Source organism: Chryseobacterium sp. 22543 (assembly GCF_052044565.1).
Lineage (GTDB): Bacteria > Bacteroidota > Bacteroidia > Flavobacteriales > Weeksellaceae > Chryseobacterium.
In genome coordinates this window covers 577,589-590,644 of sequence record NZ_JBQENH010000001.1, presented here as the reverse complement: position 1 = coordinate 590,644, position 13,056 = coordinate 577,589, and the positions used below count along the sequence as shown (strand labels likewise).

The following is a 13,056-nucleotide window of genomic DNA, read 5'->3' as shown; positions in this document are numbered from 1 at the left end:
AATATTATTGTCTATGTATTATTTAATTATTTCAAAAGTACCATTTTTTCTACAGCTGTAGCACTTCCTTTGCATTTTTCTTGATTTTGACTTTTTGCAAATATCTTAAAAATATACGTACCTTTTGCTACTGTTGACCCAAAATCATCTCTTCCGTCCCATTCTATTGCCTGACGAGGGGTTCTAAAGCCCTGTAGGAAAGGTTCTGCGACTACCGGCTGCGATAAAGTTCTTACCAATCTTCCGGTTATAGTATAAATTTGTACGTTCACATCCAGAATATCATCACAATTGTGTTCAAACTGAATATAGGTTTTATTTGTAAATGGATTTGGCCAGTTCAGCGGACGGTTGATCGTCAGGTGTTGGTCAGATTCATCTTTAACTTCAAAATTTAACGTAGCAGATGTAGAATTATTGTTTATATCCCAAACTTTAAATGTCAGTTGGTGTTGTCCAATCGCTAAATTTCTGAAAGGATAGGTTACATTTCCTTTTTGGTAGTCAGCAAGACTTGGATTTAAACATCCGTTTCCTTCTCCTGCAGAGTAAAAATCATTTAAAACAACGGTATTGATAATCTGCCCGTCCAGGTACGTGGTAATATCGTGACCTACCCCTGAACCTGTAGAGTTGATTCCTGTGTCATCTGTAAGACAGGCAAGAAGCATAGGATTCTGGTTGGTAATTCCACCATCTGCAAAGTTGGTGTTATTCATATACAGTTTTACTTTTGGAGGCTGGCTGTCATTGATTCCATTAGGGTTGATATCACCTACTTGCACCGCCTGGTTGTTGAAAACATCCGTTGACTTGTTGTCTGCATAGGCTAAAATTCTTCCCTGTCCCACCGCATAGTTGATATCTTTAGGAACATAGAATTCTGCAGTGAATACTCCGTTTACAGCAGTTCCGGCAGCTTTTACAATAGCACTTCCCTCCTCTGTATAATCTAAAACCGGGGTTAAAACACCGGTATTATTTAATGTTTTCTTATTTAATCTCTTATCAAAAATATTGATGCTGACTTTCCCGTTGAAGGTATTGTTCAATGTTCCGTTCGGATTATTGATGTGTCCTTTTATTTTCACGAAATCCAATCCTCTGATCAGTCCCGGAACCGGAGTTTCAATATTGTCAATGGTAAGAAGTCTTTGAGGTCTGCTTAATTTCATAGCAGGGTCACCCAGGAAGTTTACCTTTAAATGGTTATTGTTTGGTCCCTTCTGTTTTTTAGCCAGTAAATGGGCATTTCCTAACGTATTGAAATCGTCATTCGTTAGTTTAAAAATATTCTGGGTAAATGTATTCGTGAAATCACGTCCGTAATCTACACCAATAGCACGGCTGGAAGTAATCATTGTTGATGCACCTCCCTGTTTCATTTTGATAAACTGTTCCCCTACAGAATTGGTTGCAGGCTCATCCCATAATGTAAATTCACATGTGATGGTAGAAACGAACGGGAATCTGCTGTATACATTAGAGAAGTTATTGGCATTCTGAACCTCAGTAGTTGTTAATACTCTTTCCTGTGCCCAGCCATTGATTCCTCCATGTCCGAAATAAAACAGATATAAACTGTTTCCGATAGCATTGGAAATAGCCTGGTTTACCTGTGGATATCTTCGTCCCCCAGAGGTACTCTGAGCGGTAAAGGCATCCATATATAACTTTTTAACATTATATTCTTTAAGTTCCGTCTGTCCCGGTTGTTCAAATATGCCGGCCAGAGAACTGTTCATTACATTATGAAACGGACCTCCTCCCTCATCATTATCATCCACTACAAAGTCAAGTCGCATACGCCAGTCTCCGAAAGGAGTTGACTGCCCCTGAAGTTTGTTGTAATAAGCCAATGTTTTATTGATCATATCTCCAGCTTCACTTGCGTTTGCAGCAGGAATTCTTCCCACAGGCAGATCCGGTAAATTATTTTCAATTAACAATGTGGTCTGCGGTTTGGTCATTACAATATAATCATCCGTTACAAATGAGGATACGTAATCTGAAGACTGTTCACTCTGGTAGCTGGCAACAACGTTTGTATTATTGGGAACTCTGTTTTTATAATCAAATGAAGCATCACCCAGGATAAATACGTATTGAAGTCTGCCAAGAGGAGTATTGAGTTTGCTGACGAAATCTCTTATAGCCGTAAGATCTTTACTTCCGCTGCCATATTCTTCATAGATTTTGTTAACGTCTACAATTTCTACATTATAATTATGAGCAGTCTGGTGATAGTTGGCAATTCTCTGTGCCTGGCCCATCATTTCAGGAACCGTCAGAATCAGGTAATCTATATTTTGTAAGGCAGAAAGATTTTGATTGGAAATTCTTCCTACAAACTGTGGGCTGAAAGCCGCATCAGCACGGAATGCCACAAATTCATTATTGAAATTCTGATCAGCAGCTGTATAAGCAAAGTTGAAAGCGCCGGCTCCGGCTTTATTCACTCTTCGGCTGGCATTGGTAATATCCGTTACATCCCATACCTGTTCTATATTAGCCGCATTGGTAATGCTGAATCCGTAATCTGTATTACTTCCACTTACAATTGAATAATCCCTGAAGTTCATCTGTGAACCATTGAACGCAAGATTTTCTTTGTACTGAACTTCTGCATAATCAAAATAGAAAGTTCCGTTAGGGTTTTTAGAAATATCAGGATTCAAAACCATTGTAATCTGATTTCCGGTAAGATTGGTAAGCGTTCCGGAATAGGTTACAGGGTAGAAGGTATACTGATAAGATGAAGTATCTGTAGGAATCGTTTGCAGTGGATGCGGATTTAAATTATTGATCTTAAAATCAATCGTATTCTGTTGCGAATTATAAGCTACCACCTGAGTTCTGTATCGTATAACATCACCGGCCTGTATTGGCGAGTTGGTGGAAAGTGTTATTGTTTTTTCATTGCTGAAAGGAGTGTCTTCCACCCAGGTTCTTCCTACTTTCAACAAGTTTTTCTGATCCTTGTTGATCACCTGGTAATTGTCATATCTTGTAATCAGCTGGGCAGGAAGGGTTCCATCAACAGTTGGAACTCTCTTCCCTGAACCTTTGTCAAAGTTGATATAGTAATAAGAAAAATCTTCATATATATTTTTAACGTTATTACTTCTTTCGCTGAACCGGGTATCTTTTCTTTTAAAACCATTTCCATTGGAAGTGTCGTAAAGGTTATATCCATCAGGACCCTGAGCATAGAAAAGAGCATAATCATTATCGTTCCATACCCCGTCATCTTCACCTACTACCTGAATGGCATTTTCCTGTAAAGCTCCATATCTTGCATCCTGATTATATTCAGGAAGCAGTACCCCTCCGTTTCCATAAATTCTGAAATTTTTAGGATTTACAGAGCCGGGATTGATTCCGTTATCTTTTAAAAACTGGGATGTGATTTTGAATACACCGGATTTGTCAACTTTTATTTTATAAAAGTTACCACTTGATAATGGGTTGCCGGTTGTTCCTATCTTATTAACAGTTCCTGTAGTATTTACAAATGAAGAGGCTTCTGAAACATTAAACGAAGATAATCTCTGAACACGGCCTTTTACATTTTTAAACAAAGCAACACTGATACTGGCATAGCTGTCTCCATCTAAATTATAATAAGAAACATCTGCTACATCATAATCAGGGAGTCTTCCTTTATCCAACTCAAATAAATCCTGAGTAGGAACGCTTTCCCAGACAAGATCTGAAATTTTAAGCTGCTTTTCTCCGATTTTTTGCTTGGTTACTATAAAAACATTATTTTGGCTGAAAGAAAAACCCTCATTTTTAAAATTAGGAAGATTTAATTTTGTGTCGCCAAAATCCTGAATTTTCGATCCATTCCATTCTATGGTGTTTCTTTGGGCGTAAAGTGTTGATGCAAAAGCGATTAAAGATAAAAGCGTAATTTTTCGTTTCATGTTTACTATTGAAATTGCTAAATTACAAAATAAATGAAAATTTTAGAATTAAATTGCGATACAATAAAATTAAATTGTTAACGTTTTTCAAAAAAATCAAATGTTTACTTGATTTATTGAATAATTTATTTTTTCTTTGTACTTTGAAAATATTTATATCGACTATGAAAAAACTAAAGTTGTTTTCATTAATAGCATTAAGTTCTACACTTGCATTAACCAGCTGTGGCGGATCAGGAACCAGCAAAGGTGGCGGTACCAAAAAATTTGTCAGTAAAACGGGTTGGAAACCAAACGAAAAACAAGGTTGGTTTTTTGCAGGAAAGCAACAAAAGCAGAAGGGGTGGCCTGGAATGGTATATGTAGAAGGTGGAACTTTTACAATGGGATTAGTGAAAGATGATGTTATGCACGATTGGAATAACACGCCTCGCAGGATGCAGGTAAGTTCATTCTTTATCGGAGAAACAGAAATTACTAACTACGAATACCGCGAATACCTGACATGGTTGAAGTATGTATTCCCACCAAGTGATCCTAGTTTTAAGGAAATCTATAACGGTGCATTACCGGATACCTTATTGTGGGACAACAAATTAGCAAGAAACGATTATAATGAAACGTATCTGCGTTCTCCGGAATTTGATTACTATCCGGTGGTAGGAGTTTCCTGGACTCAGGCAAACAGATACTGTGAATGGCTGACAGATAGAGCGAATGAAAAAGCTTTGATGCAGTCTGGTATTATTGCCAAAGATTTGTATATCAACGAATCCAACAACCAGGGAGGAACTGCATTCAACATGGATAAATTCAAATCGAATGATCCTGAAATGCAAGGATATATTAATGAAAAAAGGATGCAGCAAAAAACTGGTATGAAAACTACAAACCAGAGATTGCTTGCAGCTAACAGAGCTCCAAATTCTGCAATGGTACAGAAGTTCAGACTTCCTACCGAAGTTGAATGGGAATATGCAGCTCTTGGTATGGCAAAAACCAGAGAATATAACCAATACCTAGGAAAAAAACCTGAAATCGAAAGACTAAGAGGTACCAAAGGAAGAGACAGAGGAATGTTCCTTGAAAACTTCAAAATGGGTAAAGGTGACTATTCAGGGATTTCAGGATGGAAGAATGACGGTTCAGCACAGACTTCTGACGTAAGAAAGTATCCATCTAACGATCTTGGTGTATACGGTATGTTCGGGAACGTTTCAGAATGGACTGCGGATGTGTACAGACCAATCATCGATGAAGATTACAGTGATTTCAACTACTATAGAGGAAACATGCCTCAGGCTATCGTAAGAAACGGTGACGGAACTTATAAAATGATCGACGAAGGTACTATCAAATATGATACTTTGGCTGACGGAAGATTAGTTTACAAAGGACTTCCTGGACAATTCGAAAGACAAACTATCGCTGATTACAGAAACTACAGAGATGGTGACAGACAATCTTCTTTAGAATATTACAGAGCTTCTGATTCTGCTGCTGGGTTCGATATGTACAATGCTCCTAAACAAAGCTTTGTTGTAGATGGAGCTGGTAGAGTGAAACTACAAAAAGATACCAAAGACAGAACTTCAGGAATTTCTAACGAGGTTAGAGTTGTAAAAGGTGGTTCTTGGCAGGATACAGCATATTGGCTGGATCCGGGACAAAGAAGATATAAAAATCAAAACAGAGCTTATGGTTGGGTAGGATTCCGTGTTGCACAGGATGCCAGAACTAACGATAAGGGTAGAACTAGAAGATAATATTTATCAAAAAATACTTATAAAAAACCTTCCGAACTTTCGGAAGGTTTTTTTATTTTTGAACCATGAAATCGCTTTGGTTAAAAAGTCTAAAATACTCATATAGATTTGGCGATTGCATATGACCTCTTTTTAAAAAATATATATTTCCACATGAATATAGAACAGTTTTATCCTTTATTTCTGCAGGCTGCAAAAGTGACCATCGATAGCAGAAAAATAGCAGAGAATGATATTTTCTTTGCCTTTTCCGGTGAGAATTTCAATGCAGCTACATTAGCGGAAAAAGCCATAGATGATGGAGCTTTGGCCGTAATTGTTGAACTTCCGGAGTTTGAAAACAGAGATAAAAATATTTTCTATGTTCCATCTACCCTTGAGTTTTTACAGCAATTGTCTCTTTATTATAGAAGCAAGCTTACCATTCCTTTTATTGGGCTTACAGGAAGTAATGGGAAGACGACGACTAAAGAATTGATTCATGCTGTACTCTCAGAAAAATATAATGTACAGTATACATTTGGAAATCTGAATAACCATATAGGAGTTCCTTTGACAATTCTTTCCATTAAACCGGAACATGAAATGGCTGTGATTGAAATGGGAGCTAATCATCAGAAAGAAATTGAATTCCTGTGTACCATCGCTCAACCCGATTTTGGATATATTACCAATTTCGGAAAAGCCCATTTAGAAGGATTCGGAGGTTTTGAAGGGGTGATTAAAGGAAAGTCTGAGCTTTATGACTATCTTAAAAATGATAACAGAACTGTTCTTGTTAATGAAAATGATCCTATTCAGGTAGAAAAAACTGAAAATTATTTACCTAAAATTACTTTTGGAAAAGAGACATCAGATTACAATTTTGAATCTTTTTCTGCAGAACATTTTGTAGGATTGACTTATCAGGGAGTAAAAGCAGTTTCAAAACTGACTGGAGAATATAATTTCACCAATCTTTGTGCAGCGGCATGCCTGGGGCTTCATTTCGGAATCAGTTTTGAAAAAATAAAACATGCGCTGGAATTGTACACACCTACCAATATGAGATCTCAGGTGGTGAAAAAAGAGGGTAGGACTTTGGTTCTGGATACGTATAATGCCAACCCGAGCTCTATGACCGCTTCTTTGAATAATTTCATCAGTTTTGAGGGCAGTAAAACCATTATTATTGGGGATATGCTGGAATTGGGTGATGAAAGTGAGAAAGAACATCAGAACATCTTAAAACTGGCTCAGGAACTTAACTTCAATGAAATTATCACGGTAGGAAAGCATTTTAAAGAGGTTAATTCTTCAGATCTTGCTTTTGAAAATACAACAGTCCTGATAGAATATTTAAAACAGAACAAAATTCACTCTGAAAATATATTGCTGAAAGGCTCCAGGGGAATTGCTCTCGAGAAGCTGATCGAATTTATTTAACAGAGTAAGGAAGCTGGAGGCTGGGAGAGGGAAGATCCTGAAGGTAAGCGAAGAGTGTTCTCTTTTTTATTCAACTTTATAAACTTCATTGTTAAATGATCTCCGAAAAAGTGGATTGCCGGATAGTAACTTCCAGCTTAACTCTTCCAGCTTCCAGACCTACTACTTATTTCTTTAAATCCCAGAACTCTTGTACAATCAGTATAATATTTTTGAAGGTACTTGGGAAAACTTCATGCTCAATTTCTGCTGTTGTTTTCCAGGCCACTTCAGTAATGCCTTCTTCTATTTGCGGCTTGGAAGTGTCTTCTCCGTCAAAGTTCATTTTAAACCAATGGGTACATTTAAGGATTTTCTCGCCATTTCTTTCTATATAGATATGGTAAGTGGTATTGATGAATTTTACAAGTTCTACATCACTCAGACCGGTTTCTTCTTCTATTTCCCGTACTGCAGACTCTTCTCTGGATTCTCCTTTTTCCATTTTACCCTTCGGAAGATCCCATTTGCCAAGTCTTTTAATGAAAAGGATTTTACCTTCTGGATTATTAACTAAGCCTCCTGCTGCTTCTATAATTCTGAAAAGCTTCTGGAATTCCTGCCATATTTCATCCAAATTCTCTCCATATACGTTAAGTTCCTGCACAGAAGTATTCTCCAGAAGATCCAAAGCGATCTCTAAAGTTGTATAATTTTCATACTCAAGCTTTTTTTCAAGAGCTTCCGGATGCTTAGATATCAATAATTTTTTTTCGTTGACAAAAACTTTATACATTTGTAATAGTTAAGAATTTAAATACAAAAATAAAAAATGAATTTAGAAGGACGAAAGATTATTGTCAATAAATCATCTAAAGAACTTACCGAGTTGTTAAAATCACCTGAAAACTATAAAGATTTTATGCCGGATGGTCTTCAAAAATTTGAAACAAGAGATAACGGATTTAAATTCGGATTACAGGGAATGCCGGAAATCGCGTTAAAAATAGACGAAGTAGATGATCAGAAAGCTGTTTTAAAATCTGCAAGTTCAAGCTTGGATTTCACATTAACAGCAACTTTAAACCCAATCAGTGATAATCAGACTGAAGTTCAGATGTTATTCGAGGGAAAATTCAATCCATTCATCAAAATGATGGTGGAAAAACCTTTACAGAACTTTATCAATACGCTTACCGATAAAATCGAAGCCTATAAATAACAAAAAAACCTTCATTTTTGAAGGTTTTTTTATTTTGATATGAAAATTGTTATGCAATGACCCCTGAACAGTGGTCATAGGAACTTCCTGTAGCAGAAGACAGTACATTCACTTCATTATTTACTTTTAAAACACCCATGAAAGCGAAGATCAGGGCTTCCTTATAATCAATGATTTCTTTTTTAGGGATAATCACTTCAGCTTGTGTTTTTGATCTTATTTTTTCAATTAAAAATGAGTTGTAAGCACCTCCTCCGGTGATAAGAATATCCTTTATATTATTTTTATTGATAACATTGGCGATCTGCTGTGCGGTGTGTTCCGTAAAAGTGGCAAGGGCATCTAAGATTTCAATGTTTTTAAGAGCCGGAAATATATGTTTATTGCACCATTCGATTCCCAAAGATTTTGGGTGTGAATGCTGGTAGAAATCTAAAGTATTAAGATCGTTCAGCAAAGCTTCATTTATTTCTCCTTTTTGAGCAAGCGCTCCGTTTTCATCAAAACTTTTGTTGATTTGTTGTGCTAAATGATTCAATACAATATTAACCGGAGCTATATCAAAAGCGATTCTTTTTCCGTCTGAATGTAAAGATATGTTGGAAAACCCGCCAAGGTTTAAGCAGGCGTTATACTCTGAAAAAAGTAATTCATCACCTATAGGAACCAACGGAGCTCCGTTTCCATTCATCAGCACATCCTGGCTTCTGAAATCATAGATAACGGGTAATCCTGTTTCCAGTTTGATCGCTCTGCCGTCTCCTATCTGAAGGGTAAATTTTCGCTTAGGCTGATGGAAAATCGTATGACCGTGAGATGCAATCAGGCTGATGTTTTCGAGCTGATGCTTATGAATGAATTTTTTCACCTGCCGGCCAAGGTAAAAACCATATTCTGAATGCAGTTCCAGTAAATCTTCAGCAGAAAGATGAATAGAGTTTCGAAGTTTGTTTTCCCAATCCTCAGAATAGGGGATTGTCTCGGCTTTCAGGATCTGAAAGGTCCATTTGTCTTGTTTCTCAAATTCAGCAAGACAGATATCCAAACCGTCCATACTTGTCCCGGACATCAGTCCAATAGCCAGAGCTTTCATTATTTTTTTGGATTATTTTTTATTCTCGGAAATTCTCTTTGAACTGAAATCTCCTGAGTTGTTATAGAAAGTATATTCTGAAAAGTCATCCTTTGCAGTCATTCCATTGGCGCCTACCAGCGTAGAGCCGTCTTCCATGGTAACATATACTGTATCTTTAGTATAGATTCTGTTCTTTCTTTGATCCCAATAAATACTCTGCATTGCAAATCTCTGTCCTTCATTGGTTTTTATCCTTACGTCACCTTTGGCTTCGTAGAATTTTTTATATTCAAAGATACGGGCGTATTTAGCTGTAATCCTTCCCGGAACTTTAGGTTTCTTTTTATCAAAAAACTCAATGTCAATTCCTTTTCTGGCTACTACATAAGGGCTGTCAATCAGCTCATACTTTTCAATGATGGGTGCTTTGGCTTTTAAAGTGATAAAGCCGGAGTCACGCTGTATAATATTGGCGTTGTTGATAATCTGTGAAGGGAAATTTTTGCTTTGGCTTCCATTTCTTTTGGTAAGATCCTCTTCACAGGATGTCAATATAAAAAATATAGCACAACTAAAAAGGCATGCTATATTTTTATATGATATTTTTTTTGAAAAATTCATTCTAGTTATAAAGAGTCTTTCGGAACCATTTATCAGCAAAATTAAAGCCGATTTTCAGGTTGACAAAATTTTGATTGATCAGGTTGTTTTTAAGAGTTCCTCTTTTACCTACTTCCAGACCTATTTCCAGACCACTCATTCTTGTGATACTACTTGTTTTGAATGGAAGCATTACCCCGGCAGAAATACCGAATTTGTTGATGCTTGTTCCTTCCAGTTTAAGGTTTCCTCTTTCATAGAAAGCTCCATATCTGTAGATTACCCTTGAAAAGTAGTTTCTGAAGTTATTATAGTTAGGAAGGTACCATCCACCGGCAGAAACTCTGTACGTATCCTGAAAGTCGAAAGTTTTACCAAAATAAGAGATATCTTCTCCTTTTTTATAATCCACCTGTCCTGATAGGAACCAATGGTTTTCACTTCCATATCCAACCCCTACGGATGCTTGTAATGGAAGAAGGTTTTTAGATTTTGTTTCCTGCTGATCTATGATTGTCTCATATACCTTATTGGTTTCCTGAGCATCAGAGTATCTGTAAGTACTGTTGACGTATTCAGTAGTCATATTACTTGTGTTACCAAAAGTAGCAGTTGCTCCTACTGTGAATTTCTTATCAGTACGGGTATTTAAAGTCTGGTAGCTTGTACCAAGCGTAAAATTAAAGTTTCTGACTCTGTTTTTAGTTTGATAACCGTTAACATATTCACCAGCATAACTACCTGTAGCAGGGTTGTACGCACGGAATTCATTAAGGTCATTAAGGTCTCCAAAATAAAGGTTCGCTCTTGCTCCCACAGAAAGTTCCTGATTAATTTTATAAGAAACAGCAACCTGTGCAGCATTCAATGTTCCGCTGCCTTTAAAGTTATTTTTATACATTGGAGTTCCGTCTGCAGCTAATTGTTCATTTACGATATCGTAACTTTTAGAACTGTATGGCTGGTATGAAATCCCCATTTTCACTTTTGGAGATAGTGGAAATGCAAGAGAAATATTGGAAAGATACGTAGAATGCTTTGTAGATTTCATATCGTTATAGTTCGATTTGAAATAATTGTTTTCATTGGTAGCCTCCAGTCTGATACTCGTAAGTTCAAAATTGGCGTTGTTTGCCGGGTTGGCAAAATTGAAACTACTAGTGAAATCACTTATAAAAGCAGTTGATATACCTCCCATAGAAGTAGTCTCGATCGTATTATCATATTTCACATCTCCAATTCCATACGTTGCATAAGGCGAGTTGCTTAGACTCTGTGCATTTAGAAAATATCCAACTGATATGAATGATACTACAAAGATTTTTTTCATTCTTTATTTTTAAAACAATGCGCAAATATCTTAAATATTAATGAATTGTAAAAATTATATGTGGTTAAAGTTTGTTAAGGGCCTTTCTTTCAAAGAAAAATGCAAATTTTCATCAGTTAAAATATCAGTTCTATTATATAAAAAAGGCTGTTCTATATTGAACAGCCTTAGTTTATAGGACTTATTATCTCTATTTATTATTTTACCTGAAGCACGGATCGGCTGTGGCTAAAACTTTCAAAGCTGAACTTTCCATGATATTTTCCCATTCCTGAAGTTCCTACACCCCCAAAAGGTAAATAATGCGAACCCACATGGATAATTGTACTGTTGATCTCCGCATCTCCGCTTGTGGTATGATGCAAAACGTTATCTGCAAATTCCTGGTTTTCTGTAAAAACATATAATGCCAGTGGTTTTGGGCGGCTGTTTATTTCTTCCAGAGCCTCATTAATATCACTATATGTCATGATAGGAAGAATAGGGCCGAAGATCTCCTGCTGCATTACCTGATCATTCCAGGTGATATTATCCATTAAAGTAGCTTCAAAATGACGGGTTTCCAGATCATAGCTGCCCCCATAGATCACTTTTTCAGGAGCTGCTTCCAAATAACCGGCTAGATGTTTAATTTGATTTTGGCTCACAATTTTCCCGATTTTCCCTAATGACTGACCTTCATAAGTAGTATTTAAATGCGCTTTAAACTTTTCAATAAATGCACCCTTTATAGATTCATGGATGTAAATATAGTCCGGAGCAACACACGTTTGCCCACAGTTAATCCACTTTCCGTAAGATATTCTTGCTACCGCCTTATCAAGATCTGCATCTTTGTGAACAATCGTTGGCGATTTCCCCCCAAGTTCCAATGCCAGAGGTATTAATTGCTCTGCGGCTGCTTTCATCACAATTTTTCCAACATTCGGACTTCCTGTAAAGAAAATATAATCAAAAGGAAGGCTTAATAATAGAGTATTCTCTTCAATAGCTCCCTGAATGACTGCTACATAAGATTCATCGAAAGACTCTTTTACAATATTTTCAAGAACCTGGGCAACATGAGGTGTATTTTCAGAAGGTTTTAGAATCGCTGTATTTCCGGCTACCAAAGCGCCAATAAGCGGACTGAATGTAAGCTGAACCGGATAGTTGAAAGGGCCAATAATATAGGTAACACCATAAGGTTCATACATTACTTTGCTTACCACTTCAGCTCCTGATGGATGTGGCTTTGAAGGGACGGAAGTTGGTTTTGCCCATTCATCAATATTCTCCAGAAAATAATTCAGCTCACTAATGACAATTTGAATTTCCACATACTCTGCTTCCTTTCTGCTTTTTCCCAGATCAATAGACAGGGCTTCACAAAGATCATCCGTATGCTGCAAAAAAATTTCACGGAATTTTCTTAATTGCGCTTTTCTGAATTCAATATCTTTAGTCTTATTGGTTTTGAAAAAGGCTTTCTGCTGTTGAAATATACCTTTGATTTTTTGTTCCAGGTTTGTATCCATTAGTGTATGATTTTTACTAGTTGAAAATGATGTGAAATCATAATGAATTTACGAAAAATTTCACTCCGTAAATTTATTGCTTAAAATTAAATTGTGTAAAATTTAATTTTAAGTTTTATTCTAATCTTATTATTGATATTTCCTATAATAGGATAGGAGTGATCTCTTTTGAAATTTGTAATCTATAGTTTTATACATTTTAAGCAGACTTAA

At 36.5% G+C, this 13,056-nt stretch carries 9 protein-coding genes; 3 read left to right on the top strand and 6 right to left on the bottom strand.

Annotated features, from left to right (window positions below; translation table 11 throughout):
- Positions 1-26: 26 nt before the first annotated feature.
- The gene (gene porU, locus ACTJIP_RS02510; RefSeq protein WP_219073066.1) at positions 27-3,929 is read right to left on the bottom strand and encodes a type IX secretion system sortase PorU; all 3,903 of its coding nucleotides are present in this window, start codon (positions 3,927-3,929) and stop codon (positions 27-29) included.
- 164 nt (positions 3,930-4,093) lie between these two features.
- Here porU and gldJ point away from each other — a divergent pair, with 164 nt between their 5' ends.
- Positions 4,094-5,695, top strand: coding sequence for a gliding motility lipoprotein GldJ (gldJ, locus tag ACTJIP_RS02505; RefSeq protein WP_077418444.1), 1,602 nt, complete (start codon positions 4,094-4,096; stop codon positions 5,693-5,695).
- Between the two features lie 153 nt (positions 5,696-5,848).
- The gene (locus tag ACTJIP_RS02500; RefSeq protein ID WP_440704081.1) at positions 5,849-7,120 is read left to right on the top strand and encodes a UDP-N-acetylmuramoyl-tripeptide--D-alanyl-D-alanine ligase; all 1,272 of its coding nucleotides are present in this window, start codon (positions 5,849-5,851) and stop codon (positions 7,118-7,120) included.
- Between the two features lie 166 nt (positions 7,121-7,286).
- Here the strand turns inward: ACTJIP_RS02500 and ACTJIP_RS02495 are convergent, their stop codons facing one another.
- A complete protein-coding gene (locus ACTJIP_RS02495; protein WP_440704080.1) occupies positions 7,287-7,895 on the bottom strand; it encodes an NUDIX hydrolase in 609 nt (202 codons plus the stop codon).
- 36 nt (positions 7,896-7,931) lie between these two features.
- Here ACTJIP_RS02495 and ACTJIP_RS02490 point away from each other — a divergent pair, with 36 nt between their 5' ends.
- Positions 7,932-8,321, top strand: coding sequence for a hypothetical protein (locus tag ACTJIP_RS02490; protein ID WP_047387661.1), 390 nt, complete (start codon positions 7,932-7,934; stop codon positions 8,319-8,321).
- A 49-nt stretch (positions 8,322-8,370) separates the two neighbouring features.
- Here the strand turns inward: ACTJIP_RS02490 and ACTJIP_RS02485 are convergent, their stop codons facing one another.
- The 4 genes from ACTJIP_RS02485 to mdlD all read right to left on the bottom strand — a co-directional run bounded on the left by ACTJIP_RS02485 (position 8,371) and on the right by mdlD (position 12,843).
- Positions 8,371-9,414, bottom strand: a complete 1,044-nt coding sequence (locus tag ACTJIP_RS02485; protein WP_440704079.1) for an anhydro-N-acetylmuramic acid kinase — start codon at positions 9,412-9,414, stop codon at positions 8,371-8,373.
- A gap of 12 nt (positions 9,415-9,426) precedes the next feature.
- A complete protein-coding gene (gene lptC / locus ACTJIP_RS02480; protein ID WP_034699921.1) occupies positions 9,427-10,017 on the bottom strand; it encodes an LPS export ABC transporter periplasmic protein LptC in 591 nt (196 codons plus the stop codon).
- 1 nt (position 10,018) lies between these two features.
- A complete protein-coding gene (locus ACTJIP_RS02475) occupies positions 10,019-11,326 on the bottom strand; it encodes a membrane protein (RefSeq protein ID WP_047387668.1) in 1,308 nt (435 codons plus the stop codon).
- A gap of 197 nt (positions 11,327-11,523) precedes the next feature.
- The gene (gene mdlD / locus ACTJIP_RS02470; protein ID WP_440704078.1) at positions 11,524-12,843 is read right to left on the bottom strand and encodes an NAD(P)-dependent benzaldehyde dehydrogenase MdlD; all 1,320 of its coding nucleotides are present in this window, start codon (positions 12,841-12,843) and stop codon (positions 11,524-11,526) included.
- Positions 12,844-13,056: the final 213 nt, after the last annotated feature.

Coding starts and splice junctions, on each gene's coding strand:
- ACTJIP_RS02490 (WP_047387661.1), top strand. CDS start 7,932: ATGAATTTAGAAGGACGAAAGATTATTGTCAATAAATCATCTAAAGAA.
- gldJ (WP_077418444.1), top strand. CDS start 4,094: ATGAAAAAACTAAAGTTGTTTTCATTAATAGCATTAAGTTCTACACTT.
- ACTJIP_RS02475 (WP_047387668.1), bottom strand. CDS start 11,326: ATGAAAAAAATCTTTGTAGTATCATTCATATCAGTTGGATATTTTCTA.
- ACTJIP_RS02485 (WP_440704079.1), bottom strand. CDS start 9,414: ATGAAAGCTCTGGCTATTGGACTGATGTCCGGGACAAGTATGGACGGT.
- porU (WP_219073066.1), bottom strand. CDS start 3,929: ATGAAACGAAAAATTACGCTTTTATCTTTAATCGCTTTTGCATCAACA.
- ACTJIP_RS02495 (WP_440704080.1), bottom strand. CDS start 7,895: ATGTATAAAGTTTTTGTCAACGAAAAAAAATTATTGATATCTAAGCAT.
- ACTJIP_RS02500 (WP_440704081.1), top strand. CDS start 5,849: ATGAATATAGAACAGTTTTATCCTTTATTTCTGCAGGCTGCAAAAGTG.
- lptC (WP_034699921.1), bottom strand. CDS start 10,017: ATGAATTTTTCAAAAAAAATATCATATAAAAATATAGCATGCCTTTTT.
- mdlD (WP_440704078.1), bottom strand. CDS start 12,843: ATGGATACAAACCTGGAACAAAAAATCAAAGGTATATTTCAACAGCAG.